The 24,785-nt window shown below is 61.6% G+C and carries 23 protein-coding genes; 8 read left to right on the forward strand and 15 right to left on the reverse strand.

Going from position 1 to position 24,785, the window contains the following annotated elements:
- The first annotated feature begins 50 nt into the window (after positions 1–50).
- Together HBJ59_RS08055 and HBJ59_RS08060 are read left to right on the forward strand one after the other, a co-directional pair.
- Positions 51–359 (forward strand): phosphomannomutase, encoded by a 309-nt coding sequence (locus tag HBJ59_RS08055; protein WP_256576961.1) that lies wholly within the window; start codon positions 51–53, stop codon positions 357–359.
- Entirely contained in the window at positions 356–703 is a 348-nt protein-coding gene (locus tag HBJ59_RS08060) for a hypothetical protein (protein ID WP_076017017.1), read from the forward strand. Before HBJ59_RS08055 ends, HBJ59_RS08060 begins: the two co-directional genes overlap by 4 nt.
- On the opposite strand, the gene HBJ59_RS08065 is transcribed toward HBJ59_RS08060, so the two are convergent.
- Together HBJ59_RS08065 and HBJ59_RS08070 are read right to left on the reverse strand one after the other, a co-directional pair.
- Positions 655–1,278: a hypothetical protein gene (locus tag HBJ59_RS08065; RefSeq protein WP_167663201.1), complete on the reverse strand. Its 624-nt coding sequence runs from the start codon at positions 1,276–1,278 to the stop codon at positions 655–657. The two genes, HBJ59_RS08060 and HBJ59_RS08065, sit on opposite strands and share 49 nt — an antisense overlap.
- Positions 1,279–2,238: 960 nt before the next feature.
- Positions 2,239–3,144: a LysR family transcriptional regulator gene (locus HBJ59_RS08070; RefSeq protein ID WP_167663202.1), complete on the reverse strand. Its 906-nt coding sequence runs from the start codon at positions 3,142–3,144 to the stop codon at positions 2,239–2,241.
- Between the two features lie 220 nt (positions 3,145–3,364).
- On the opposite strand from HBJ59_RS08070, the gene HBJ59_RS08075 reads away from it, so the two are divergent.
- Both HBJ59_RS08075 and HBJ59_RS08080 read left to right on the forward strand, forming a co-directional pair.
- Positions 3,365–3,988 carry a cysteine dioxygenase gene (locus HBJ59_RS08075; RefSeq protein ID WP_167663203.1) on the forward strand — a complete coding sequence of 208 codons (624 nt, stop codon included), beginning with the start codon at positions 3,365–3,367 and terminating at the stop codon, positions 3,986–3,988.
- Positions 3,985–5,565, forward strand: coding sequence for a rhodanese-related sulfurtransferase (locus HBJ59_RS08080; protein ID WP_167663204.1), 1,581 nt, complete (start codon positions 3,985–3,987; stop codon positions 5,563–5,565). The genes HBJ59_RS08075 and HBJ59_RS08080 overlap by 4 nt, the downstream gene beginning before the upstream one ends.
- A gap of 65 nt (positions 5,566–5,630) precedes the next feature.
- On the opposite strand, the gene HBJ59_RS08085 is transcribed toward HBJ59_RS08080, so the two are convergent.
- From HBJ59_RS08085 to HBJ59_RS08130, 10 genes are all read right to left on the reverse strand, one after another.
- Positions 5,631–6,896, reverse strand: a complete 1,266-nt coding sequence (locus HBJ59_RS08085; protein ID WP_167663205.1) for an efflux RND transporter periplasmic adaptor subunit — start codon at positions 6,894–6,896, stop codon at positions 5,631–5,633.
- On the reverse strand, positions 6,886–8,292 hold the full coding sequence (locus HBJ59_RS08090; RefSeq protein WP_256670819.1) for a TolC family protein: 1,407 nt from the start codon (positions 8,290–8,292) through the stop codon (positions 6,886–6,888). Before HBJ59_RS08090 ends, HBJ59_RS08085 begins: the two co-directional genes overlap by 11 nt.
- A gap of 58 nt (positions 8,293–8,350) precedes the next feature.
- On the reverse strand, positions 8,351–9,544 hold the full coding sequence (locus HBJ59_RS08095; RefSeq protein ID WP_167663206.1) for an ABC transporter permease: 1,194 nt from the start codon (positions 9,542–9,544) through the stop codon (positions 8,351–8,353).
- A complete protein-coding gene (locus HBJ59_RS08100; protein ID WP_372241452.1) occupies positions 9,541–10,257 on the reverse strand; it encodes an ABC transporter ATP-binding protein in 717 nt (238 codons plus the stop codon). Before HBJ59_RS08100 ends, HBJ59_RS08095 begins: the two co-directional genes overlap by 4 nt.
- 21 nt (positions 10,258–10,278) lie before the next feature.
- Positions 10,279–10,785, reverse strand: a complete 507-nt coding sequence (locus tag HBJ59_RS08105) for a hypothetical protein (RefSeq protein ID WP_076017009.1) — start codon at positions 10,783–10,785, stop codon at positions 10,279–10,281.
- A gap of 182 nt (positions 10,786–10,967) precedes the next feature.
- The gene (locus HBJ59_RS08110) at positions 10,968–11,852 is read right to left on the reverse strand and encodes a LysR family transcriptional regulator (RefSeq protein WP_167663208.1); all 885 of its coding nucleotides are present in this window, start codon (positions 11,850–11,852) and stop codon (positions 10,968–10,970) included.
- Between the two features lie 193 nt (positions 11,853–12,045).
- The gene (gene ycaC, locus HBJ59_RS08115) at positions 12,046–12,663 is read right to left on the reverse strand and encodes an isochorismate family cysteine hydrolase YcaC (RefSeq protein ID WP_003207315.1); all 618 of its coding nucleotides are present in this window, start codon (positions 12,661–12,663) and stop codon (positions 12,046–12,048) included.
- Between the two features lie 23 nt (positions 12,664–12,686).
- Entirely contained in the window at positions 12,687–14,525 is a 1,839-nt protein-coding gene (locus HBJ59_RS08120; RefSeq protein ID WP_167663209.1) for an amidohydrolase, read from the reverse strand.
- Positions 14,522–15,115 carry an antibiotic biosynthesis monooxygenase gene (locus tag HBJ59_RS08125; protein WP_167663210.1) on the reverse strand — a complete coding sequence of 198 codons (594 nt, stop codon included), beginning with the start codon at positions 15,113–15,115 and terminating at the stop codon, positions 14,522–14,524. Before HBJ59_RS08125 ends, HBJ59_RS08120 begins: the two co-directional genes overlap by 4 nt.
- An 80-nt stretch (positions 15,116–15,195) precedes the next feature.
- Complete coding sequence (locus HBJ59_RS08130) at positions 15,196–16,104, reverse strand: LysR family transcriptional regulator (RefSeq protein ID WP_076017005.1); 909 nt, start codon at positions 16,102–16,104, stop codon at positions 15,196–15,198.
- 205 nt (positions 16,105–16,309) lie between these two features.
- Between HBJ59_RS08130 and HBJ59_RS08135 the strand changes: the two genes are divergently transcribed.
- Together HBJ59_RS08135 and HBJ59_RS08140 are read left to right on the forward strand one after the other, a co-directional pair.
- Entirely contained in the window at positions 16,310–16,708 is a 399-nt protein-coding gene (locus HBJ59_RS08135) for a helix-turn-helix domain-containing protein (RefSeq protein ID WP_167663211.1), read from the forward strand.
- A gap of 65 nt (positions 16,709–16,773) precedes the next feature.
- Positions 16,774–19,566, forward strand: coding sequence for a winged helix-turn-helix domain-containing protein (locus HBJ59_RS08140; protein ID WP_167663212.1), 2,793 nt, complete (start codon positions 16,774–16,776; stop codon positions 19,564–19,566).
- On the opposite strand, the gene HBJ59_RS08145 is transcribed toward HBJ59_RS08140, so the two are convergent.
- The gene (locus HBJ59_RS08145) at positions 19,513–21,054 is read right to left on the reverse strand and encodes a winged helix-turn-helix domain-containing protein (protein ID WP_167663213.1); all 1,542 of its coding nucleotides are present in this window, start codon (positions 21,052–21,054) and stop codon (positions 19,513–19,515) included. The two genes, HBJ59_RS08140 and HBJ59_RS08145, sit on opposite strands and share 54 nt — an antisense overlap.
- Before the next feature lie 88 nt (positions 21,055–21,142).
- Positions 21,143–22,093 (reverse strand): GlxA family transcriptional regulator, encoded by a 951-nt coding sequence (locus HBJ59_RS08150; protein WP_167663214.1) that lies wholly within the window; start codon positions 22,091–22,093, stop codon positions 21,143–21,145.
- Positions 22,094–22,275: 182 nt separating this feature from the next.
- On the opposite strand from HBJ59_RS08150, the gene HBJ59_RS08155 reads away from it, so the two are divergent.
- Complete coding sequence (locus HBJ59_RS08155; protein ID WP_076017000.1) at positions 22,276–22,998, forward strand: pirin family protein; 723 nt, start codon at positions 22,276–22,278, stop codon at positions 22,996–22,998.
- Positions 22,999–23,134: 136 nt separating this feature from the next.
- Positions 23,135–23,482 carry a hypothetical protein gene (locus HBJ59_RS08160; protein ID WP_167663215.1) on the forward strand — a complete coding sequence of 116 codons (348 nt, stop codon included), beginning with the start codon at positions 23,135–23,137 and terminating at the stop codon, positions 23,480–23,482.
- A gap of 239 nt (positions 23,483–23,721) precedes the next feature.
- Here HBJ59_RS08160 and HBJ59_RS08165 read toward each other — a convergent pair whose 3' ends face one another.
- Complete coding sequence (locus HBJ59_RS08165; protein ID WP_167663216.1) at positions 23,722–24,720, reverse strand: quinone oxidoreductase; 999 nt, start codon at positions 24,718–24,720, stop codon at positions 23,722–23,724.
- Between the last annotated feature and the right edge of the window lie 65 nt (positions 24,721–24,785).

Consider the following 24,785-nt stretch of genomic DNA (forward strand, 5'->3'; position numbering starts at 1 on the left):
TTCGCCTCTTCAGAATACAGTAATACCTGAATAAACAGCGAGGGACGGCCATGAAAAGTTCAAAGCTATTGGTAGAGCGTATCGGCCTGTTTCCTTCTTCGGGAAACATCCACGTCAAGGTTAATAGTTCAACCACCGTTGTAGAACGCATGCAGGTCTTATACGCCAGCAATTCACTGGACAGCGACGAATCCTGTAGCGGGCTTTCAATGGTCTTTGCCGACTGGCGCTTCAAATTGCAGGTGAGCAATCCCCTGTCCATTTGCCTGTGTGTGGAGAGTCGCGGCGACAGCCACCTGATGCAAATGAAGACGGCCGAGTTACTCGCCAACATCTCCTGCACCGAGGAGCGGCCATGAGCATTTATGAGGACCTGAAACGTGCCTACGCCTTGAAAAGGCTGACGGACGCGTTTGAAGGATTTGTGGGCCTGGCGCCCAACGAACAGCTGCCGGCGGAGCAATATGCGCGCAACACCCAGGTGCTGTCCCACTGGCTGGATCGCTTGCGAGACAACTCACCGCAAGCCATCACCGATACGTTGTTCAAGCAAATGAAGCGCGCTCAGCGCCGTGGCGATGCCCGGCGCTTCAATTGCCAGACGGTACTGCTGGAGCTGCTGGTGGAGAGTAACCTGGCCCTGGACCTGGCCACTTACTCGGCGTTCATCGGCATGGAAGAGGCGCGCCAGGAAGGCTCCTGATGGGCCTGATCGGCGCCTGATACGGCTACCGCGACATGGTTGAGCAGTTTCTCGGCGTTGTACTTGGGCACCATCGCACTCAGCAACAGAATCACCATTCCCCCACCGATCAAGGATGGGGAAACCCGCACGTCAACTACCTCAAGTCGCCATAGAAAAGCGATCGCCGCCATCCCACCCAAGAAGCCACCGGCCAGCGCTTCGTTGAGCGGATGAATATAGGGCGCGACGCAAAAAGCGCTGAACCACGCAGTGATCAACAGCCCGCAGATAGCCGCGGGCCAGCGCCAATCGGGGTTGATGCGACGGGCTACCAGGCTTATCGCCACAGGGACCATCAACGAGGTATTCATGGCGTGACCGCTGAGCACGGCGATATCAAGGTGTTGGAGCGAAACGCCCCAGCCCTTGAACAACAACTTGCTGAACGCCACGATGGAATAGGTGCAGGCGATTGTCATCAGCCACCACTTGACCGCCTGGGGCCGGGAGTACCAGAGCCAGACGGCGATCACCACTGCGGCCGGAATCATGACGGTGATACCGCCATATTGCGCCAGTTCTTCCCGTATCAAGTGCTGTTCCTTACGTGCGATTTTTGCTGGTCCCAATGAGACCTTAGACTTGGGTAAAACACAACGACTTCGGGGCTCGGTGGCCCATTTGGATGTGGACCGAGTACATATCCGTTATTTAGGTAACGGCTGCTTATGGTTCCGCTCTTACAGCGGGTCACTTTTGGCAAACGCCCCAAAAGTAACCAAAAAGTCTTTGCCCCACCACTCGGTGCCTCGCCTGGGCTCGGCATGCCCGCACTCCGGCCCGATTCCGCGGGCCGCCGCGACGGGCCATCCATGGCCCGGCGCGGCTAAATCGGCATCCCTGCCGATTTACCCGCTCCACCGTGCCTGCTTGCGGCCATCGTGGTTAACGGGGCCCGCAGATCAAAATCAAAAGCAAGAGCACAGCGGCCTACCGGCCGGCTTGAGTGTTAGAAGCAGAGGCAAGATCCAGAGCGAAAGCAGAGCTGCTTTTCTGTAGGAGCGAGCTTGCTCGCGAAAAACCTAAGACCGCCGCGTTGAATCAGGATGCCCGCGTCATCGTTAACCACCTTCGCGAGCAAGCCCGCTCCCACATTTGGACCGTGCCCGCTTTAGCTTCTGATCTTGCTGTTGCTTCTGCTGTTGCTTCACCACACTCAAGCCGGCCTGTAGGCCGCTGTGCTCTTGATCTGCTTTTGATCTTGATCTTAGGCGCCCCGTTAAACCACGCTGGCCGAACGCAGGCTTTGGAGCGTGGGTAACCCGGCAGGACGCCGGGTTAGCCGCGCTGGGCCAAGGATGGCCCATCGCGGCGGCCCACGCTCCAAAGCCGGAGTGAGGGCACACCGAGCCCAGGCGAGGTGCCGAGTGGTGGGGCAAGAGCGTTTTGCTTACTTTTGCGCTTTTCAAAAGTGAGCCGCTGTAAGAGCGGAACCAATAGCGGCCATAACCGAAGAAACGGATATGCCCCCTGCCCTCGCTACGGATACAGTCTCAAGCCGCATTACGAACCTTGTGCAACGACCCCGCCACCAGCTTGCCAAACGCATCCACCGGCCCTTGCAGGTTGCCAAGAAAATGCGGATAGATCAGCCACAAGTCCATCACCGGCTTGAAGTCCTTCAACGGCATGACCGCCAATTGATCGCGATGGACACTGCGCTCCAGCAACGGCCGTGGCACCAGCCCAAGGCCCAGCCCGTCAGCCACCAGCCCCAGTTGCAACTCGGTGCCAAAGGTCTCCAGGTTGACCCGCAACGCCAGGCCCTGATCCGCCAAGGTACGTTGCAACCCCGCGCGGAACCCACAGCCATCCGGGTTGAGGATCCAGCCATTCTGGTACACATCCGCCAACTTGCAGGGCTTCTTGGGCAGTTGAGCCTTGCCACACACCACCACCAATTCCACCTTGCCGAGAGACTCGCCAACGATGTTATCCGGGAATATCTTGCCCGCCGGAAACAGCGCCGCCGCCGCGTCCAGCTCGCCACGCTCGATCTTGCCCACCAGTTGGCTTCCCCAACCGGTAGCAACCTGCGCCCGCAGCTCGGGAAACTCACCGCGCAGGTGCTTCAGGGCATCCAGCAACACCACGTCGCCGATGGTCTGCGGCACGCCCAGGCGCAGAACGCCCGTGGGCGGTGCGTCGGTAGCCACCAGCTCGCGCAGGGCGTCCATTTCCCGAAGGATCGAACGGCACTGCTCATACACCCGCGTACCGATCAAGGTAGGCTTGAGCGGCTTGGTGTTGCGGTCAAACAACTCCACCCCCAGCGCCTGCTCGAAGTTCTGCACGCGACGGGTGATGGCCGGCTGGGTCAGCTGCAATGACTCGGCGGCATGGCTGATGGACTGGCAACGAATCACTTCGACAAAGGCATCGATATCGTCAATTTTCATTTGGGCCGCACATAGAGAACAGTCATTAAGATGTGTGAAAAGCATAGTTCCATTACCGGTAGCTGGATAGGCCACCGGGCTGATCGATAACAACCCACACGACTCAGGCCGGTTCTAAATTACTTTCAGCTATAACCTAATCATTAAAAGACAGCATATTAAGCTCAAACATTATGCTTAGATAACGCCATCACCCTGAACCACCCACGATGGAATTGCCATGACCCAGGCCCGACACCCGGAGAGACTCAGAGCATTCATTGGCGCCCTGGCGGAACTGATCGACGGCAACCCTCGCGAAGGCGACCTGCTGCACCGCGGCGGCAAGCTGCTGGCGCAACTGGTCAGCCACGATGACTGGCTGCCGGACGAATTCGCCCAACCCAACCCCGAGCGTTATCAGCAGTTCCTGCTGCACGCCGATTCGCGCCAGCGCTTCAGCATCGTCAGTTTTGTATGGGGGCCGGGGCAAACCACGCCAATCCATGACCATCGCGTGTGGGGGCTGATCGGCATGCTGCGGGGTTCCGAGTATTCCCAGGGCTTTGAGCGTAACGCTGAAGGCGCGTTGATCGCCGACGGCAAGCGCATCCAGCTTGCGCCCGGCCAGGTGGAAGCGGTGTCGCCAAAGATCGGTGACATCCATCAAGTCAGCAATGCCTTCAGCGACCAGGTGTCCATCAGCATTCATGTCTACGGCGCCAACATCGGCGCCGTACGCCGCGCCGTGTACCAGCCGGACGGCAGCGAGAAACTGTTTATCTCCGGTTATTCCAACGCTTTTCTCCCGAACATCTGGGATTTGTCCAAAGACGCCCTGTCCAAAGAGAGCCCTGCCCCATGACTGCATCGAACCGCAGCTTCGCCCAGATCCGCCAGGCCCTGCTGGACCATGAAGAAGTCGCCCTCGTGGATGTGCGTGAGGAAGCGCCCTTCGCTGAATCCCACCCATTGTTCGCCTCGAATATCCCGCTGTCGAAACTGGAGCTGGAGGTGTACTCACGCATTCCGCGCCTGGACACCCACGTGACCGTCTACGACAACGGCGAAGGCCTGGCGCCGATCGCTGCCCAGCGCTTGCAGGCCCTCGGCTATACCGAGGTCAGCCTGCTGGAAGGCGGCCTGGACGGTTGGCGCAACGCCGGTGGCGAGCTGTTTATCGACGTCAACGTACCGAGCAAGGCCTTTGGCGAGTTGGTGGAAAGCCAGCGCCACACGCCGTCCCTCGCGGCTGAAGAAGTGCAGGCCTTGCTCGACAGTAACGCCGACGTGGTGGTGCTCGACGCCCGCCGCTTTGATGAATACCAGACGATGAGCATTCCCACCGGCATCAGCGTGCCCGGCGCCGAGCTGGTACTGCGCGCCCGTGAGCTGGCGCCCGACCCGGCGACCCGCATCATCGTCAATTGCGCCGGGCGTACCCGCAGCATCATCGGCACCCAGTCGCTGATCAATGCCGGCATCGCCAACCCGGTGTCGGCCCTGCGCAACGGCACCATCGGCTGGACCCTCGCCGGGCAAAAACTGCAACACGGCCAGGCTAGACGTTTTGCGCCGACTTCAGAAGAACACCGTCAGATCGCCGCCAAAGACGCCCGCCAAGTCGCCGACAAAGCCCGCGCAGGTCGCGCCACCCTCGCCGACCTGCAACGCTGGCAGCAGGAAGCCGCACGCACCACTTACCTGTTCGACGTACGCACCCCGGAAGAATTCGAAGCCGGCCACCTGCCCGGCTCGCGCTCCACACCGGGCGGCCAACTGGTGCAGGAAACCGATCACGTCGCCAGCGTGCGCGGCGCTCGGCTGGTACTGGCAGATGACGACGGCGTGCGCGCCAATATGTCTGCCTCCTGGCTCGCACAGCTGGGTTGGGACGTGTATGTGCTGGATGACCTGCAACCTGCGGATTTCAGCGAACAGGGTGCGTGGGTCGCTCCCGTCCCGGCGCCGCCACAGGCCGAGCTGATCAGCCCCCAGACACTCGCCGAATGGCAGGCCCATGGCGACACCGTGGTACTCGACTTCACCGCCAGCGCCAACTACGTCAAGCGCCATATCCCCGGTGCCTGGTGGGCGTTGCGCGGGCAGTTGCCCGAAGCCTTGCGCAAGGTGCCTGCTGCCGAACGCTACGTACTGACCTGCGGCAGCAGCCAACTGGCGCGCCTCGCGGTAACGGAAGTCGAAGCGCTGACCGGCAAACCGGTGTTCCTGCTGGAGGGCGGCACCGCCAGCTGGATCGCCGCGCAACTGCCCCTGGAGGAAGGCGAAACCCGCCTCGCTTCACCGCGCATCGACCGCTATCGCCGCCCGTACGAAGGCACCAACAACCCGAGGGAAGCCATGCAGGCCTACCTGGATTGGGAGTTCGGCCTGGTGGACCAGTTGGCTCGCGACGGAACACATGGGTTTTATGTGATCTGATGACGCTGGGTACCTGGCACCCAGCGGCGCTCTCACGCTTTTCGCGAGCAAGCTCGCTCCTACAGTTAATTGAGCAATTTCGGAATGCGCACAAACCCCGGCGGCAGCCCGAACACCTCAACCCCTTGCACGGTGGTTTGCCCGGTGGTGACCACCCGGTTTTCCTCCGGCTGCGACAAGTCTTTGCGATAGGCTACGCGGTGCACGTCGCCCTCCTGCGCAATGGCCGCGGGTGGGACGACAAGCGCCTGGTCATTGCGATAGGTGACGATAGTCAAACGGGCACTCATGCCCAAGCGTACGCGCTGTAGCTGCTCGGGCGTGAGCCGCGCAATCGACAGCGTCACCGCAAACCTGGAGGCACCTTCGTCAGCCAAGGCCAGGCCGTTGACACCCAACACAGAACCGCTCAAACGCTCGCCTTCGAAGCCATCACCGAGCACTTCGACGGCTTGCCCCGGACGCAGTTGATTAACGTCCAGCTCCGAGACTTTTGCCACGACTTTCAGCTGCTCAATGTTAGCCAGGCTCAATAACGGCTGGCCCTGCGCAACTTTGCTGCCGGCTTGTAAAGGCGGCGGCGCTCCAGGCTCAGCGCCCTGTGAGGCGGGCAGCGGGAGCACCACACCATCGAACGGCGCCAGTACCTCGCGGCCAGCCAGTAATTGTTGCAACGCCTCATACTTGACTGTGGCGTTAGTCAGTTCCATGTCAGCGATCTGGCGATGTTCACCCGTGCCCTGCTCCAGCACTTGCTTGAGTTCACCGTGCGCGGCAGCCAGCTCCAGGTGCTGCATCTGAACCTGCTGTTTCAAGTCATCCAGCTCGTTGCGGGCAATGATGCCGCGGTCAAACAACTGGCTGCTTTCCTCGAGCTTGTGGGTCAGGTTGCTCATCAGCATCTGGGCGGTGCGCACTGCGCGGCGCGCGCGCACCACGGCACCACCGTTGTCCCACTCTTCAAGCTCGCGCACCGCACGCCGAGCCTTGAGCTGTACAGCCAGGGCTTCACGTAACTGCGTCTGGACCTGCGCCGGATCAATGCTCAACAAGACTTGCCCGGCAGTCACCTGCTGGCCCTCCTCCACCTGTTTGATCAGTACATTGCCGTCAAACGGCGCCGTCAGGATGACGGTGTGATGAGCCTCGATCCGGCCCGCCAGCGCGATCTGCCGTACCAGCGGACCCGGTTGTACCGCCAGCCAATTCGCATCCGATCCGGCGCTGACGCCAGGCGTGCCGGCGCCGAAGATCAGCCCGCCCGTCACCACCGCCAGTAGAACTGCACCGCCCACCAGTAGCTGTCGCGATACGGAGTTTTTAATAATCATTGAGGGCAATCTCCCAGCTCTCCAACGTCATGCCGAGGGTCAACTCCAGGCGGGTCTGGGCATTCAGATAAGCGATCAGTGCACCCAACCGCGCACTCTGTGCGTTACGCAAATCGCCTTCGAAACTGATGACCTGAAAGTTGCTGGAGCGTCCTGCGCCAAGCTTTTCCCGTTCGATGTCCAGCTTGCGTTGTGAAAGGTCGACAGAGCGCCGGGCGATTTCGTACTGGCGCCATAAAGTGCCCAGTTCGCGCACCACCGTGGTGACCTCGGCATCGAGGGCCTGGCGCGCATCAGCCAGGGCGATTTCCTGGGTCTGTTGATTGACCCGCGCCTGCACCTCGGCCTGATAGACGCTGCGATCGCCGAGGGGAATTTCCAACTGCACACCGGCGTAGCGATCCCAGCGCCGGGTTGCGCCGGTGTCATGGCGGTCGACCCTCTGATTGGCCCCCGCCACCAGCGACAGGTCCCAGCGCGACTGGTCCTTGGCGATCACCAGGTTCAATTCCGCCTGCTGGCCTTGCAGCAAGGTCGCCAGGTATTCCGGTTGCTGAACCTGCGCCAACTGCAGCGCCTGCCGGCGGTCAATGTGGGTCTGGGACGCATCCAACACCTCACTGGCCTGTACCGGAATCGAAAGGTCCAGGGCCAGCAGTCGCAGCAGCGCAACACGGCTGCGGTGCAACTGATTGCGTGCCTCTTCGACGCCCAACTCCTGTGCGGCAATATCAGCCTGGGTCTGTACCACATCAAACTCGGCCATGCGGCCCGCCCGGATCAGCGCCCGATTCACCTCCAGCAAAGAATGAGTGCGCTGGAGTGCCTGCTCGACGATGCTCAGTTGCTCCTGGGCATGGAGCAAGTTCCTATACGTGGTGATGATGCCACTGACGGTCTGGGCAACACTGGCCTTGAGGTTCAGACGCCGCGCCTGCTCCGACAGCCTGGCCAGGCGCAGGGGCGCAGTCGTGACCTCACGCCCGGCGCCACGCAGCAGCGGTTGGATCACCGCCAGCTCAAGGCCGTCACTGCGCATCCGGGCCGCCTGTTCGGAGGTATTCATCTGTCGGGTCCATCCCAGGCTCAGGCGGGTACCGTACTCGCCCAACAAATCAGCGCGGGGTGAAAGCTCAGCGTTGCGCGTACGATCTTCGCTGCCCTGGGTATTGAGGTAGGTACTTTTCAGCGTCAACCTGGGCTTGAAGGCTTCCTCGGCGACCTGCAGATCGAATTTTTCAGCGACACGTTGCAAGTAGCCGCTACGGATACTCGGGTTATTGCGCAAGCCGAGATAAATCGCTTCGCCCAGGGTAAGGCGGGTCATCTGCTCACCGAGGGACAGGCTGAAACTGCCCCGCAAGCTGGGTGCACTGACCCCGTCATAATGTTGCAGCGTGCCGTGTCCCGCCGGACTCAAGAAGCCAAGGAACACAGCCAGTACCACCGGGCCCTTACTCTTCACGCAAGGCCTCCACCGGTTGCAGCCTGGCGGCCGCCATGGCGGGGTATAACCCAAAAAACAGGCCCACCAGCAGCGTACTGCCCATCCCCAACGCCAGCGATGACGCGGCGAGGGAAAAACTCCAGCCAGACAAGGATGAGTACGCCCAGGCACACAGGCCACCCAGCAGCGCACCCAACACCGCGCCCACGGCTGTCAGCGACAGCGCTTCCAGCAAAAACAAATAGCGAATGTCCCGGCGACGAGCCCCCAGCGCCATGCGCACGCCGATCTCCTGGCGGCGCTGGGCAACATTCGCCAACATCACATTCATCACCCCCACTCCGCCGCTCAGTAGGGAAACACCGGCGAGCGCCATCAGCAGGTAGTTGAAGGTGCGGTTCTGGCGGGACATCCCTTCGATCATTTGCTGGGCAATCATGATGTCGACGTCGTGCGGCCCGACTACCGACAATAACGCCTTACGCACAGCGGCCGAAAACGCGTTCATGTCCTGGTCGGTCGTGGCACGGATAATCAGCTCATCCACCTGTGCCTGTGCGTCAACACGGCGCATGCCTGCCAGCGGGATAATCAATGACGAACTGGCTCTGACGGGCGCCATCAACCCGTCCGCACGGTCTTGCAAGATGCCAATGACCTGATACAGGTAATCGTTGAGACGCAGGTGATCGCCCACCCGCAATGGGCTGCCCTCTGCCGCCAGCGCCTGGGCCAGTTGGTGCCCGACAACCACGAAGGTTGCACGCGAGTCAAACTCAGACAAAAAACGCCCTGCCTGCAACTCCAGCCCCATGGCATCAGCCAACTGTGCCGTGCTGCCGACCAACGTCGCGTTCAGGCTGCGCCCTCTGAACACGAACTCCGTACCGGTCTGCGCAATCGGTGCAACGCTGCGCAGATGGTCAACCATCGAACGCAGACCGGCACTGTCAACGTGCAGGCTCGCCCCAACTTCCGGTACATCAGCAAACCGCACCAGCAGTGTGTCGACGCCCATGCCCCGGAAGATTGCTTCAGCCTCTTGAGCCGCATTACTGCCAATGTTGATCAAAGCAATGACTGAAGCACTGCCCATGACAATCCCCAATAGCGCGAGAACCGAACGCTTACCCAAGCCGCGCAGGCTGAAGCCGGCATCACGAATCAGCTCACCGATACCCTGCCCGGCCTTAGCGCTCATGCCAAACACAGCCGGTCCTCCTGCACAACAGCGTCGATGACTCGAATCTGTCGATCCAGGCGCCGTGCGATAGCGGCGTCATGGGTGACCACGACCAAGGTGGTCCCATGCTCCCGATTGAGTGACAGCAACAGGTCCATGATGTCGTGGGCCGTCTGGTGATCGAGATTACCGGTGGGCTCATCAGCCAGGATCAGAGAAGGTTGCCCCACCAATGCGCGAGCGATGGCCACGCGTTGGCGCTGGCCACCCGACAAGTCCGCAGGACGATGGGCAGACCGATCGCAGAGCCCGACTTGTTCGAGCATCGCCTTTGCACGCAACAAGGCCTCACGGCGACCAACGCCGCGGTAGCTCAGGGGAAGGGCGACATTTTCAAGCGCCGTCATCCGCGCAATCAGGTTGAAATTCTGGAAAACAAAACCGATTTGCCGGTTTCGCAGCGCAGCCAGTTGATCAGTACACGCCGTGAGTACATCGTGGCCAGCAAACCGGTATTGACCGCTGTCAGGCAGATCCAACAGGCCAAGTATATTAAGCAATGTACTTTTGCCTGAACCCGATGCGCCAAGGATCGCACAACTTTCCTTGGCGCCGATAAACAGCGAGGTGCCCTTAAGCACATGACACAGTTTGCCGCCCAACTGATAGCACTTGGTGATATCTATGAGCGAGATAAACTTATCCAAATGAATATCATCAAGCTGCGCCACTGCCATCGGGTCTTTATTCAGTTATAGCGCGAGGGTGGCAGTGCAACTCGGATCGTTACCACTCTTATCAAAAATGAATTGAAAATTCGCCGTCCGCCCATTCACAGCCGTACGTGAGAGATCGATCGAGTCAATAGTCCCCCAATTCGTGTGCTGCTTCAGGTTATCCGCAGATTTGTGTTGGCTTCCACTGTCAATACTGAGGTTCAGATTGGCCTTGTTACCGGCATTCTGCTTAATATAATGTTTATAAATGTTATACCCAGTCACCTTGACTGTTTTGTGCCCCGTCGACGAGCGAGTCACCACCCCATACGCCGTCCCTCTAAATTGCGGCTGATAAAAGACGCCGCCAGCGTAATAAGCATTGCCCACATTCTTGGTGCAACTCTGCTGAAATTTTGTCGTTGTGGTTGTCACGGCAGGCATGGGATATGGCTTGATACTAATCCCAGAGTTCGCGGTAGCGGACAAAGAAGAAACCGCACAGGCGGCACACAGTAAAATCGGCGCGATTATTTTTTTCATAAACTAACTCACTTATGATTTTTTCTAATTTATTGACACTTGACACCCTCTATCACTCAACAAAGATGCCAGTCCGGAAAATATAAACTTCACCACCGGGCTGACACGTAGGAGTTTCCTTAGCATTTATTTAGAATCGCTGATCAATCTATAAGTATCCAACCAGCAATCAATAACCGGAGTTATGCCAACGCCAGGCTTTCACGCAAGAACTCAATCAACGCCTGCACCGGCCGTGAGCTTTGCCGGTGTTGGGGGAACACCGCCGACAGGGCCAAGGCTTCAGGGGCAAACGCTTCCAACAGGGGGACCAGGCGCCCGTCGTTCAGGGCTTCGGCGACGATAAAAGTCGGCAGGTAGGTGACGCCCAACCCGGCGATTGCCGAGTCCCGCAGCAACTCACCGTTGTTCACGCGCATGCGCCCGCTGACATTCAACACCAACGGTTTGCCCTTCACCATAAAACGCCATTGCACTTGGCGACTGTGGCCATAGGGCAAGCACGCGTGCTCGGCGAGGTCTTCCGGGGTTTGCGGGGTACCACGTCGGGCCAGGTAGTCGGGGCTGGCGCAGTAGACGCGCTGTACGCTGGCGATGCGGCGGGCAATCAGGGTGGAGTCTTCAAGTGTGCCGATGCGCAGCACCAAGTCATAGCCTTCGCTGATCAGGTCGACGGGGCGGTCGCTGAGGTCGACTTCCACCGACACGTGGGGATAGCGCTGCAAAAACAGCGGCAACAGGCTGCCCAAATGCGCCATGGCAAACGACAACGGCGCGCTCAAGCGAATGGTGCCGCGGGGCTCGGTGTTTTGCCCGGAGATGCCCTGCTCCACTTGCTCGACTTCACTGAGCAGGCGCAAGGCGGATTCGTAGTAACTCTGGCCCAGCGGCGTGACGTCCAGGCGGCGGGTAGAACGGTTGAGCAGGCGTACGCCCAGGCGTTCTTCCAACTGGATCAGGCGACGGCTGACAAATTGCTTGGACAGGCCAAGGTGTTCGGCGGCGGCGGTGAAGCTGCCGGATTCCATGACCTGGCAAAACAGGCGCATGTCTTCGAAGGGGTTCATTGTCTCTGCTCGGTGGACGCTGGGCTGTTTTATAGCCCGCCAGTCGCCACACCACAAATCAAATATCGATACCCATGTGGCGAGGGAGCTTGCTCCCGCTGGGCTGCGTAGCGGCCCCAAAAATCCTGGGAGCGCTTCGCACTCCAGCGGGAGCAAGCTCCCTCGCCACAAGGTGGTTGCTTCGGCCCTGAGGTTACTTGGCCGTCAGCGCCGAGTAGCTGTTCATCAGGTTGCGATAGTTGGGAATGCGCGGCGACAGCAAGTTGGCCAGGCCTTCCATATCGTTGCGCCAGTCGACCTGCAGCTCACACGCCACCGAGAACCAGTTCACCAACTGCGCACCGGCTGCTGTCATGCGTGCCCAGGCGGCCTGTTGCACGGTTTCGTTGAAGGTGCCCGACGCATCGGTAACCACGAACACTTCAAAGCCTTCAGCCAGCGCCGACAGCGTCGGGAAGGTCACGCAGACATCCGTCACCACACCGGCAATGATCAGTTGCTTGCGCCCGGTGGCTTTTACCGCCTTGACGAAATCTTCGTTGTCCCATGCATTGATCTGGCCAGGACGCGGGATGTACGGCGCGTCCGGGAACAGTTCCTTGAGCTCCGGGACCATCGGGCCGTTGGGGCCGCTTTCGAAGCTGGTGGTGAGGATGGTCGGCAGTTTGAAGAACTTCGCCAGGTCCGCCAGGGCCAGTACGTTGTTCTTGAACTCGTTGGGTGAGAAGTCCTGTACCAGCGAGATCAGGCCGGTCTGGTGATCCACCAGCAGTACTACGGCATCATCTTTGTTCAGGCGTTTGTAAGTCATGGGTGAACTCCTTGGGGTTGTATTCAAAAGGCAAAACATGAGCAGCCAAATGCGCCCCAGAAACCCTGGAAGTCGCTGACCGGTACGTTCGACAGACGCGCCCGTTCATGGCTATGGGAATGCACGCCACACGGGCCGCTGCACTGGTGAACCTGGGCCTGGAGCGGCGCAGTCGGGCGCCAGTGGCCCGGCACCTTGGCCACCGGCGACCAGTCCGGCAGCACGGGCACGCTGGGAGGCGCGAAATCTTCAAAGTCGCCGGCGCCGTAGACCACTTTGCCGCCGACCACGGTGAGCACCGATTCGATCCACTTGATGGCTTCCTCGTCGACGCTGAAGAAGTCCGCCGACAGGGCCGCCACGTCCGCCAATTGGCCGACCTTGATCTGGCCCTTCTTGCCCTGTTCGGAGGAGAACCAGGCGCTGCCATGGGTGAACAGTTCCAGGGCGGTCAGCCGGGGCAAACCTTCGGCGTGCAGCTCCAGCCCGCCCACGGTGCGACCGCTGACCATCCAGTACAGCGAGGTCCAGGGGTTGTAGCTCGACACTCGGGTGGCGTCGGTACCGGCACCCACCGGCACGCCCTCGGCGAGCATGCGCTTGATCGGCGGCGTGGCCTCGGCAGCCTTGGCGCCGTAGCGCTCCACAAAGTACTCACCCTGGAACGCCATGCGGTCCTGGATCGCGATACCGCCGCCCAGCGCCCGCACCCGTTCGATGTTCTGCTGGGTGATGGTTTCGGCGTGGTCGAAGAACCACGGCAGGCCGTTGAACGGGATGTCGCGGTTGACCTTCTCGAACACGTCGAGCATCCGCGAGATCGATTCGTTATAGGTGGCGTGCAGACGGAACGGCCAGCGCTGTTCCACCAAGTGGCGCACCACCGGCTCCAGCTCCTGCTCCATGGTCAGCGGCAGGTCCGGGCGGGGTTCGAGGAAGTCTTCGAAATCCGCCGCCGAGAACACCAGCATCTCGCCGGCACCGTTGTGGCGCAGGTAGTCGTCGCCCTGGTGCAGGGTCACGCTGCCGGTCCAGTTCTTGAAGTCGTTGAGTTCTTCCTTGGGCTTCTGGGTGAACAGGTTGTAGGCGATACGCACGGTCAGTTGCTGGTCCTTGGCCAACTGCTCGATCACCGCATAGTCGTCGGGGTAGTTCTGGAAACCGCCGCCGGCGTCGATGGCACTGGTCAGGCCCAGGCGGTTGAGTTCACGCATGAACTGGCGGGTGGAATTGACCTGGTATTCCAGGGGCAGTTTCGGGCCCTTGGCCAGGGTCGAGTAGAGAATCATCGCGTTGGGCTTGGCCACCAGCATGCCGGTGGGGTTGCCGTTGTGGTCGCGTACGATCTCGCCGCCGGGCGGGTTCGGCGTGTCCTTGGTGTAGCCGGCCACGCGCAGGGCGGCGCGGTTGAGCAAGGCGCGGTCGTACAGGTGCAGCACGAACACCGGCGTGTCGGGTGCGGCTTGGTTGAGTTCATCGAGAGTGGGCATGCGTTTTTCGGCGAACTGGAATTCGTTCCAGCCGCCCACCACCCGTACCCACTGCGGCGTGGGCGTGCGGTCGGCCTGGTCCTTGAGCATGCGCAGGGCATCGGCCAGGGACGGCACGCCTTCCCAGCGCAGTTCGAGGTTGTAGTTCAGGCCGCCACGGATCAGGTGCAGGTGCGAGTCGTTAAGGCCAGGGATGACGGTGCGGCCCTTGAGGTCGATGACCTGGGTGCCACTGCCGCGCAGGGCCATGGCTTCGCCGTCGGTGCCCACCGCGACGAAGCGGCCCTGGTGAATGGCGACTGCCGTGGCGCGGGGGTTTTCACGGTCCACGGTGTGGAACTGGCCATTGAACAGAATCAGATCGGCGTTCATAGGGTTTCCTTTACAGAGGCTTCAAGCCAGGGAGCGAACAGGCGGGTAGCCGCCGGCATCAGCAGGTAAACCACCAGGACAACGATAGTCACGGTGACCAGGAAGGTGGCGACGATGTAGTTGGACAAGAACGGATGCAGCCTCAGTACCGGGCCCCAGATGATCGGCACCAGCAAGGTCAGCGGCAGGATCACCAGCAGCGTGACCACCGCCTGCTTCCAGCGCGGCGGCTTGGCAGCGGCATCGGCCAGGGGCGAAAACCAGAACTCGTTGACCGCGCCGACTTCAGTCTGGTCGCCGTCGGCCAGCATCGGTGCTGCTTCGTTGATCAGCTCCAGGCGCTGCGGCGAATCGAGCCAGCGCTCCAGGTCATCGGTGGAGCGGTAACGCAGCACGCAGGTGAACAGCGCCAAGCCGCCCTGCCGGGTGCGCACCACGTCGACGCCGAGATGGCCCGGACGTTCGCCCGCGATACGCACGATGCGCCGCAGCCAAGCTTCATAGTCGGCTTCGTGGCCGAGCTTGATGCGGTGTTTGACCACCAAGGTGACAACCTCGTCCGGGCCGCCTTGTTGCGTTGCTGAGTCCATCGTGCCCCTCCCCTTAATACGTGAGCGATGGCCGCAGTGTGGGGTGTCACGTAGCGGAAAAATTGGATGTACGTGCTCTGTTAGAGCGCCCGCGACATGTGTTCGCCAATCCGCGATCGCAACCAGCGCTCCGCCGGGTCGTTGTCGTGCACGCCACTCCATACCATCGACAGCTCTGCGGCATCGATGCTGAACGGCGGGTCTTCGGCCCGTAAGCCGCTGCCTTGGGTCAACGCGCAGGCGGCATAATCGGGCACCGTCGCAATCATCTCGCTGCCGGCCAACAGGTCCCGCAACCCGCTGAATTGCGGCACCGCCAACACCACTCGCCGGGCTCGACCGATGCGCGCCAGATCCAGGTCGATATTGCCGCTCAAATCACCGGAAAACGAAACCATGGCATGGGGCCGCGAACAGTAGTCATCCAGGGTCAACGGTTCAGGCCGGTCGTCCCCCCGCAGGACCTTGCATGGAATGTCCCGCAGCTTCTTGCGCTTGGCATTGGCCGGCAGCTCGGTGGTGTAGCTGACCCCCACGGAGATCTCGCCACTGGCCAACAATGCCGACATCAGCAAGTAGTTCGCGCGCCGCACCACCACGATGATCCCCGGCGCCTCTTCGCGCAGCTGGCTGAGCAACGGTGGAAACAGCCCGAACTCGGCGTCGTCCGACAGCCCGATGCGAAACACCGCGCAACTGGTGGAAGGGTCGAAGTCCTTGGCGCGGCTGACCGCGCCGGAAATGATGTCCATCGCCGGTTGCAACTCCTTGAGGATCGCCACGGCCCGTGGCGTGGGCTCCATGCCGCGACCATTGCGCAGCAGCAGCGGGTCATCGAACAGGTCGCGCAACCGGCCCAGGGCCGCACTCACGGCCGGCTGCCCCATGAAGAGTTTTTCGGCAACCCGGGTCAGGTTCTTTTCGAACATCAGGGCCTCGAAAATCACCAACAGGTTCATGTCGACGCGGCGCAGGTCGTTGCGATTCATAGGGTTTACCGGAGGGTGAACAGGCCGCCAGCTAAACACGTTCAAGGCGTGCGCAATTGCATGCCTGTGCTGTCTTTTTTCCCCGGACACCTGGCGAAATTAACAACGATTAACTCGCCAGCCAGACAGGCCGGAGCGAAAAATACGGCGGTCTACACTGGATTTTCATTCACCGGGAACGCTCCCATCGACCACGGAATCTGTCATGGCCCGACTCGAGCACATCGCACCTGCCCCGCACTCACGCCCATCCGCCACCGGCGGGCTGTGTGCCCGCCGCGAACGCATGGTCAAGCAGTTGATCCTGGCGAACCTGGGAGAAAGCCTGGAAGTCACGGAACTGGCGCGGGCATGTGCGCTGTCCCGTAGCCATTTCTCTCGCGCCTTTAAGTGCAGTACGGGCCTGTCTCCCCAGGAATGGATCCGCCAACAACGCATCCAGCGGGCCAAGGAACTGATCGTCAGTTCCGCCTTGAGCCTGACTCAAATCAGCCAGGAATGCGGTTTCTGCGACCAGGCACACTTCTGCCATATTTTCAGCCGCAGTGAAGGCGTGAACCCGATGACCTGGCGTAACCACCAACTTCGCGTGATCGCCGCCTAGTGGTGATTGCACCCGGGCGCAAACCTCTGGAATATGCACCACAGACCCCACCCCAGAGCCCGCGCATGAGCAACCCCCACGACCAGGCCATGCATTTCGGCCCCTACCAAATTCACCCGCGCCAGCGCGTGGTGCTGGAGGGTGGCCAGCCGTTGCGCCTGGGCCGGCGGGCGGTGGATATCCTCCTGATTTTGCTGGAGCACGCCGGTCAGGTGGTGAGCAAACAGGAGCTGATCGCCCGGGTCTGGCCCAGGACGGTGGTGGAGGATGGCAACCTGCGGGTGCACATGGCAGCCCTGCGCAAGGCGCTCGGCGACGGCCAGGCCGGGCAGCGCTATATCGTCACGGTGGCCCAGCGTGGCTACAGTTTTGTTGCCCCGCTGAGTGTCGACCCCACAACGTTGGAGGGCGACGCCACTTCGCCCTATCCAGGGCACAACCTGCCGCTGCGCCGCACGCGGATGCTGGGGCGCCAGGCCCTGATCGAAAGCCTGGTGCAACAGCTGCCTCACCACCGCTTCATCACCCTCACGGGTGCAGGGGGTATCGGCAAGACCACCGTCGCGCTGCGAGTGGCTGAACTGCTGATCGGACGTTACCGCGACGGCATCCGTCTGCTGGACCTGGCGCCCCTGAGCCAGCCGTCGATGATCGTGCCCAACCTCGCCGCCCTGCTGGAGCTTACGCCACCGAGTCACGACCCCTTGTCCGGCCTCGCCAGCCTGTTGCGCGAGCGCCAGATGCTGCTGGTGATCGACAACTGCGAGCACCTGCTCGACGATATTGCGCTGATCAGCGAAACCCTGCTGCGCCATGCCCCTCAGTTACACATTCTGACCACCAGCCGTGAAGCGCTGCGCGCCGAGGGCGAGTTCGTGCAGCGCCTGGAGCCTTTGGCATGCCCGCCGGCCACTGGCGGCCGCGCCGAAGCCATGGCGTACCCCGCGCTGCAATTGCTGGTGGAACGGGCGCTGTCGCGCTGGGACGGCTTTGAACTGAGTGACGCCGAGCTGCCCCTGGCCATCGATATTTGCCGACGCCTGGACGGTATTCCCTTGGCGATCGAGCTGGTGGCGGCGCAAATCGAACGCTTTGGCCTGAAGGGCTTGCTGGTGCAGATGGAGGACAACTTTCGCCTGTTGACCCGTGGTCGACGCAGCGCCCTGCCCCGGCACCAAACGCTGCGCGCCACCCTGGAGTGGAGCTTCGATCTGCTGACCGCTTGCGAGCAGGTATGCCTGCGGCGCCTTGCGGTGTTCCGGGGTAGTTTCACCCTGGCATCGGCGGCGGCGGTAATCGCCGGTGAGCACATTGCGCCGATGGAGGTGCTGGGCTCGATCACGCAGTTGGTGGCCAAGTCCCTGCTCAACGTTGAGGTAGGCGACGAAGAGGTGGCCTATCGGCTGCTGGACATCACCCGGACCTATGCCCTGGAGAAACTCAGTAGCGCCTGCGAACTGGAGGCCAGCCGTGAGCGACACGCCGGCCGCTGCCTGACGCTGATGAATCAAGCGCAAGCCGACTGGGAACGAGTGCCCACCCAGCAATGGCTCGACCGTTATGCAGCCTGTCGCGAAGACGTGCGTGCGGCCCTCGACTGGGGGTTGCGCGAGGATGGCGCGCCGTTGCTGGCGATCCGCCTGACGGTCAGTGCAATGCCGCTGTGGCAGGAGCTGTCGCTGCTCACCGAACACGGTTTGTATGTGGGCAAGGCCCTGGCGTTGCTTCAGCAATCGGCAGCACCCTGCCCACACTTGCACCTGCAACTGCAGTTGGCCCTAGGCAGCTTTTCCTATCACACCCAGGGCGCAACCCCGCAGACCATCAATGCCTTTGAGCAGGCACGGCAACTGGCCGAAGCCAGCCACGATGTCGCCGGGCAGCTCAGGGCGGTGTCCGGCCATATGGCCGTGAACCTGTGCAACGGCAACTACCGCCAGGCCCTGCGCCAAAGCCTGCATTTCGACCGCCTGGACCCCAACGCCCAACCGCTGCTGGACTTGAGCGCACAGCGCCTGCGAGTACTGGCGCAACATTTCGTCGGTAACCAGGCCCTGGCGCGGCACGACGCCGAACAGGTGATGCAGCGCATGGCCCACAGCGGCCACCTCAATCGGTTTACCCATGGATTTGGCGTGCAATACGACCAGAGCGTGGCGTCGCTGACGGTGCTGGCGCGCATCCTCTGGCTACAGGGCTTCCCGGAGCGCGCCTGGCGCACCGCCCGACAGGCGCTGGAGCTGGCGCTGCAAATCAATCACGGCACCTCGATCTGCTACACACTGGCCCTCTCGGGCGTCGTCATCGCCCACTACAACGGCGACGACGCGGCGGCAAGGTCAATGCTCGACCTGTTGTCGCAGCAGGCACAGAAGCACTCGGTGTTGCTGTTCGACACCTGGGCCAGGCATTACGCCCTGGCATTGGACGGTGATGTGCCCGAGGACGATCTCGACGGCCTTGGCCTGATCAAGGACATCGTTGCGACCCTGCGCACACGGGACGTGGATGAGGCCTGCTTCGAACGCGCCAGGCAGGGCAAGGCGGGTTGGTGCACCGCAGAAATCCTGCGGGCGCGGGCCGAATCCCTGCTGCTCGGGGCTGACCCGCTCGCGGCGCAAGCGGCTGAAAGGCTGCTGCTGGAAGGGCTGGGGCTGGCTCGTCAGCAGGGAGCATTGGCCTGGGAACTGCGTTGCGCCCTGTCCCTTGCCCGACTATGGCAGCGAGAGGGCCGACAGACTGCCGCACGCGAGCTTCTACAAGCGGTGTATGGGCGCTTCACTGAAGGATTTTCCACGCCGGACCTAGTGAGCGTGCGCCGCTTGCTCGACGAACTGCACCACCCGCTGCCGGCCTGAGAACGGCTCGAGCTCGTAGCCTTGTTGCAACAGCATCACCTGGGCCGGGTCACCCAGGCGGGCCAACGCGTAGGCACGCACGCTATTGAGCAAACGATAACGCCGAAGACCGGGACCGGGTTCGACGGTCAGCAGCGAAGTCGCCACCAAGCGTGCCAGCAGATAAGACAGGTCGGCGTGTTCCAGCTCAGTGCCGGCAACCAGCGCGCCCAGCGTCGGCACGGTCACCGCCATCTTGAACAGGCCCAGTTGGAGGAACAGCCAGCGCTCCGGCAGGCTCAAGCGATCATAGGTCCAGTCCAGCGCGGCGCTCATGGATTGATGGCGTTCTACAGCCGTTCGCCGCCCGCGAGTCAGCACCTGCAAGCCGTTTACCAACTGCGCTTGCAGGCTCTTGACCCCAAGGGCGTCGACCTGGGCCGCCGCCAGTTCCAGAGCCAACGGGATGCCGTCTAAGCGCCGGCAGATATCCCGCAGAGGCGCCAGGTCTTGCCTGCGTAACTCAAAGCCTTGCTGACTGGCCTGGGCCCGGCTGACAAATAGCTGCACCGCAGGCGAAGCCAGCGTCTGCTCGACGTCCGCCAATGCCGACAACGGCGGCAATGCCAACGCGGGTACGCGCTGGGCCCATTCGCCGGGAATATTCAGGGCTTCGCGGCTACTCAGCAGCAGCGTTACCTGGGGCGCCATGCCCCTTAGGGCGAATACCAGGTTGCGGCAAGCGGCCAATGCCTGTTCACACCCATCAAGCACCAGCAGCAATTGCCGTGACGCCAGTTGTCGGCAAAAGCCATGCAGCGTGCCGCCCGGTTCAACCTCAATCCCGAGCACCCTGGACAATTGACGGACCACGTCCGATAACCGACTGATACCGGCCAACTCCACGCGCCACACTCCGTCGCGATAACGCGGCAGCACTTGTGCGGCCAGGTAGAGGGCCAGGGTGGTTTTGCCGATACCGGCGCACCCGGTGAGCGTCATCAGCGTTTGCCCAGGCAAACGCCGGGCAAGGGCATGGGCCAGCGGATCCAGGCCGAACACCGGTACCAGGCGCGCCGGCAGATTATGTTGAGGTAGAGGCTGCGCAGGTGCTGACTGCGTCGGCTGCGTCGCGACAAAACAATAACCGCGTTGCGGCAGGTTGATGATATAGCGCCGCCCGTCCTCGCCATCGGCCAGGGCACGGCGCAAGGCCGCGATGTGCACCCGCAGGTTGTTCTCCTCCACCACACTGCTCGGCCACACCCGTGCGATCAAGGATGCCTTGTCGACAAACTGCCCGGCCTGCTCCACCAGCACCCCAAGAATGTCCAGGGCGCGCCCGCCCAACGGCAGCGGCCGGCCCTCTTCGCACACCAGGCGCTGCTGGGGGTAAAAGGTGAAGGGGCCGAAGCGCACGGCGCATTCCGGTTCAATCGTATGAAGGCTGTTCATGCTCGTCAAAGCGCTGAAACACCCGGCCTTGGGCGCCTGCGCATCCTTTTCCATGAGACTGACGGCTATCTTGCCAGCTACCGGTGACAGAACAATGCCGGCACAGGGATCTACACGGACATTCAGGTGCGCCAGACGGACATCAGCTGAATTGCTGGCGGTATTGGGTCGGGTTCAAGCCGAGTTTTTCACTGAACAGAAACCGCATATGCCGCACGCTGCCAAACCCCGCGTGAAACGCTACGGTCTTGAGTGGCAGGTCGGTACTTTCCAGCAAGTGCCGGGCACGATCGATGCGGGCACCTTGCAGGAAGGCCATCGGGGTCATCTGCACTTCCTTGGCGAACACCCGCGCAAAGTGCCGAGCGCTCATGCCCGCCAACTGCGCCATGGACTCGATGGTAAAGGCCTGGTCCAGCCGCTCCAGCACATGGGTCTGCACCCGGGTAATCGCGGTTTCCTGAGGGGCCACGGCTGCGGTCATCGGGCTGAACTGGGCTTGACCGCCCTGGCGCTTCATCACCACCAACAACACCTTGGCCACATCGACGGCCACCTGCTTGCCGTGGTCCTGGGCAACGATGGACAGCGCCAGGTCGATGCCCGCCGTCACACCGCCAGAGGTGATAAGCCGACCGTCTTGCAGGTAGATCCGGTCGGTCTCGACCATTGCCTTGGGAAAGGCCTTGATCAGCCGTTCGGTGTAATGCCAGTGAGTGGTCACGCGCTGGCCGTCCAGCAAGCCCGCGTACCCCAGCACAAAGGCGCCGGTGCAGATCGAGCCGAATCGCCGGGCGCGGGGCGCAGCTGTCTTGAGCCATGGCAACAACGCGGGATGGCATTCGTTATAGGCGCCGGGGCCGCCCGGGACCAGCAGCAAGTCATAAGCCTCAAGGGCCTGATCCAGCTGCAGATCAGGGTGCACCACCACGCCATTGGAGGCCCGCAGCGCCCCGGGCTCGGTACCGATGGTCAGGACCTGATAGTGGGCTGACGACTCCAGGTAACGATTGGCAATGGAGAACACTTCCAGTGGTCCGGCCATGTCGAGCAGAAGGAAGTCGGGAAACAGCGCCATGGCCACGGTTTTCATTGTCAGGAATTGTCCGTTGAGAGAGATGAACGGGAGCATTATGGCACGCTGATCACTGTCAACTCACACGAGACAGTCATTCCTTTTTCAGCTTCTTAATCAACCTTTCGCTAACCAGTAACCTTCTTCTCACACCGAAGCCCTGCATCTCGCAGCCAAGCTTCCCTTGAGGAGAACACCCCATGCTGACCCTTCGCAAAGCCTCGGAACGCGGCGCCGCCAATCACGGTTGGTTGAAGTCGTTCCACACGTTCTCGTTCGCCAACTACTGGAACCCCAAGGAACAGGGTTTTTCCGACCTGCTGGTGATCAACGATGACCGGGTTGCCGCCGGCAAGGGCTTCGGCCAACACCCGCACCGCGACATGGAGATTTTCTCCTATGTGCTCGAAGGTGCCCTGGAACACAAGGACACCTTGGGCACTGGTTCGGTGATTCGCCCCGGCGATGTGCAACTGATGAGCGCCGGCAGCGGCGTGGCCCACAGCGAGTTCAACCACAGCCACACCCAGGGCGTGCACTTCCTGCAAATCTGGATCGTGCCGCAGGTGGCGGGCGCCGAACCGCGCTATCAGCAGGAGCACTTCACCGAGGCGCAAAAACGCGGCCGGTTGCAGTTGATCATCTCGCCGGAAGGCACCGACGGCTCCCTCGGCGTGCGCCAGGATGCGCGGGTGTATGCCGGGCTATTCAACGGCTTTGAAACCGCCAGCCTGCCACTGGCTCCGGAGCGCTACGCCTACATCCATGTGGCGCGGGGCAGCGTTGAAGTCAACGGCCAACGCTTGCACGAAGGCGACGGCGCCCGAGTGCGCGATGAGCGGGAAATTCACCTGAGCCATGGCGAGGACGCCGAGGTGCTGGTGTTCGACCTGCGCCCTCAGGAACTGCCTGAAATGCCGTGATAGTCGGCGCGATGGCCCGCGAAAACGGGCCATCGCTGGCGTCGATAGTCACCATCAGCCCAATGAAGTTCTCTAAAAAAATCCACCGCGTAACATCACATCCATACCAACCAATGACATCCCGGAGCACACCCTCATGAAACGCCAACTCTTGCTCAGCCTCGCTTTCTCGGTACTTGCTGTAAGCGCCTTTACCCAACCTGCCGTCGCTGAAGGCGGCGCGGATCGCTTGATGGACAGCCGCGTGGCTGAGGGCGGTTCTGACCGTATGCTGGAACGTCGCGTTGCTGAAGGTGGTGCTGATCGTCTTCAAGAAAACCGCGTAGCCGAAGGTGGTGCAGACCGTCTTCAAGAAAACCGTGTAGCTGAAGGTGGTGCAGACCGTCTTCAAGAAAACCGCGTAGCCGAAGGTGGTGCAGACCGTCTTCAAGAAAACCGTGTAGCTGAAGGTGGTGCAGACCGCCTGATGGAAAACCGCGCATAACCCCTGTCGTTCGCGGTTCACCCCCAGCCGGCCTGATCAGCCGGCTTTTTTTCGCCTGCTATTAACTGATCCTCACAAGCGCCACGACCACTGTGGCGAGGGAGCTTGCTCCCGCTGGGCTGCGCAGCAGCCCCAATGAACTCACCGCGCTTCTCCAGGAAGACCCCCGTTGGCAGGTTGTGGGGCCGCTTCGCAGCCCAGCGGGAGCAAGCTCCCTCGCCACACATGCCCTCTCGCCATTAGTGAAGTTCACAATCCAGCCACACCACCGCCTTGCCAATCTGCTGCCGTGCCTCAATCCGCGCGTGCACCTGCTGCACGTCTTCCAGCGCGTAATGCCCTTCGATATCCACTGCCAGCGAACCTTCGAGCATCGCCGCGAACACCGCATTGGCACGCCGTTGCACTGTCGGGCCATCGGCCATGTGGTCGTTCAGACGCGGGCGCGTCAGGAACAATGAACCGGCTTCCCCCAACTCCATCGGGTCCAGATCAGTGATCGAACCCGAGACATTGCCGTAATTGACGATCAACCCTCGCGTGCGGCACGCCCTGAAGCTCTCGCGCAAGGTGGCCTTGCCCACCGAATCGAACACCACATCCACGCCCTGTCCCTGCGTTGCCTCCAACACCCGCTCGGAAAACCCGTCGTATTGCCAGGCCTGATCGGCGCCACGCTGCAGCGCAATCGCGCACTTTTCGGCGCTGCTGCCGGTGGTGAACACCGTGGCGCCGAGCCGGTGGGCCATTTGCACCAGCAACTGGCCGATGCTGCCGGAAGCCGCGTGGATCAAGCAGCGGTTGCCCGCCTGCAACCGCGCGACATCTTCAATCAGGTAGTGAGCCGTGCAGCCCTGGAACATCGCCGCAGCCGCTTGATCGAAGCCGATCGCATTGGGAATTTGCGCCACCCGCGCGGCGGGAACGCTGGCGTATTCAGCAAACGCGCCCCAGGCAATGCACCAAGCCACCCGATCACCCGGAGCCAAATGGCTCACGCCCTCGCCCACCGCCACCACCACACCCGCCCCTTCCATACCCAGAGTGCACGGCAGCCGTACCGGGTAGGTCACCGATTTGGCGTACTTGCCCTGGCGGGTGTGCACATCCATGAAATTGATCCCGGCGCAGGCCACCTTGACCAATACATGGCCGGCGGTCACTTGGGGTTTGGGCACATCAAGGCGCAGTTGAACGACCTCAGGGCCGCCGTAGGTTTCAAGGGTGAGGGCTTTCATCGCGGGACAACTCCGTTTGCGTTGGGAATGCGCCATGGTAAAAGGCAGTACTCTGTACGAGAATT

Source organism: Pseudomonas sp. AN3A02 (assembly GCF_011765255.1).
In the GTDB taxonomy this organism is placed as follows: domain Bacteria; phylum Pseudomonadota; class Gammaproteobacteria; order Pseudomonadales; family Pseudomonadaceae; genus Aquipseudomonas.

What these genes read in the sequence shown, in the direction of transcription:
- HBJ59_RS08055 (WP_256576961.1), top strand. Translation starts at nt 51, where the DNA reads ATGAAAAGTTCAAAGCTATTGGTAGAGCGTATCGGCCTGTTTCCTTCT.
- HBJ59_RS08060 (WP_076017017.1), top strand. Translation starts at nt 356, where the DNA reads ATGAGCATTTATGAGGACCTGAAACGTGCCTACGCCTTGAAAAGGCTG.
- HBJ59_RS08070 (WP_167663202.1), bottom strand. Translation starts at nt 3,144, where the DNA reads ATGAAAATTGACGATATCGATGCCTTTGTCGAAGTGATTCGTTGCCAG.
- HBJ59_RS08075 (WP_167663203.1), top strand. Translation starts at nt 3,365, where the DNA reads ATGACCCAGGCCCGACACCCGGAGAGACTCAGAGCATTCATTGGCGCC.
- HBJ59_RS08080 (WP_167663204.1), top strand. Translation starts at nt 3,985, where the DNA reads ATGACTGCATCGAACCGCAGCTTCGCCCAGATCCGCCAGGCCCTGCTG.
- HBJ59_RS08085 (WP_167663205.1), bottom strand. Translation starts at nt 6,896, where the DNA reads ATGATTATTAAAAACTCCGTATCGCGACAGCTACTGGTGGGCGGTGCA.
- HBJ59_RS08095 (WP_167663206.1), bottom strand. Translation starts at nt 9,544, where the DNA reads ATGAGCGCTAAGGCCGGGCAGGGTATCGGTGAGCTGATTCGTGATGCC.
- HBJ59_RS08105 (WP_076017009.1), bottom strand. Translation starts at nt 10,785, where the DNA reads ATGAAAAAAATAATCGCGCCGATTTTACTGTGTGCCGCCTGTGCGGTT.
- HBJ59_RS08110 (WP_167663208.1), bottom strand. Translation starts at nt 11,852, where the DNA reads ATGAACCCCTTCGAAGACATGCGCCTGTTTTGCCAGGTCATGGAATCC.
- ycaC (WP_003207315.1), bottom strand. Translation starts at nt 12,663, where the DNA reads ATGACTTACAAACGCCTGAACAAAGATGATGCCGTAGTACTGCTGGTG.
- HBJ59_RS08120 (WP_167663209.1), bottom strand. Translation starts at nt 14,525, where the DNA reads ATGAACGCCGATCTGATTCTGTTCAATGGCCAGTTCCACACCGTGGAC.
- HBJ59_RS08125 (WP_167663210.1), bottom strand. Translation starts at nt 15,115, where the DNA reads ATGGACTCAGCAACGCAACAAGGCGGCCCGGACGAGGTTGTCACCTTG.
- HBJ59_RS08130 (WP_076017005.1), bottom strand. Translation starts at nt 16,104, where the DNA reads ATGAATCGCAACGACCTGCGCCGCGTCGACATGAACCTGTTGGTGATT.
- HBJ59_RS08135 (WP_167663211.1), top strand. Translation starts at nt 16,310, where the DNA reads ATGGCCCGACTCGAGCACATCGCACCTGCCCCGCACTCACGCCCATCC.
- HBJ59_RS08140 (WP_167663212.1), top strand. Translation starts at nt 16,774, where the DNA reads ATGAGCAACCCCCACGACCAGGCCATGCATTTCGGCCCCTACCAAATT.
- HBJ59_RS08145 (WP_167663213.1), bottom strand. Translation starts at nt 21,054, where the DNA reads ATGGAAAAGGATGCGCAGGCGCCCAAGGCCGGGTGTTTCAGCGCTTTG.
- HBJ59_RS08150 (WP_167663214.1), bottom strand. Translation starts at nt 22,093, where the DNA reads ATGAAAACCGTGGCCATGGCGCTGTTTCCCGACTTCCTTCTGCTCGAC.
- HBJ59_RS08155 (WP_076017000.1), top strand. Translation starts at nt 22,276, where the DNA reads ATGCTGACCCTTCGCAAAGCCTCGGAACGCGGCGCCGCCAATCACGGT.
- HBJ59_RS08160 (WP_167663215.1), top strand. Translation starts at nt 23,135, where the DNA reads ATGAAACGCCAACTCTTGCTCAGCCTCGCTTTCTCGGTACTTGCTGTA.
- HBJ59_RS08165 (WP_167663216.1), bottom strand. Translation starts at nt 24,720, where the DNA reads ATGAAAGCCCTCACCCTTGAAACCTACGGCGGCCCTGAGGTCGTTCAA.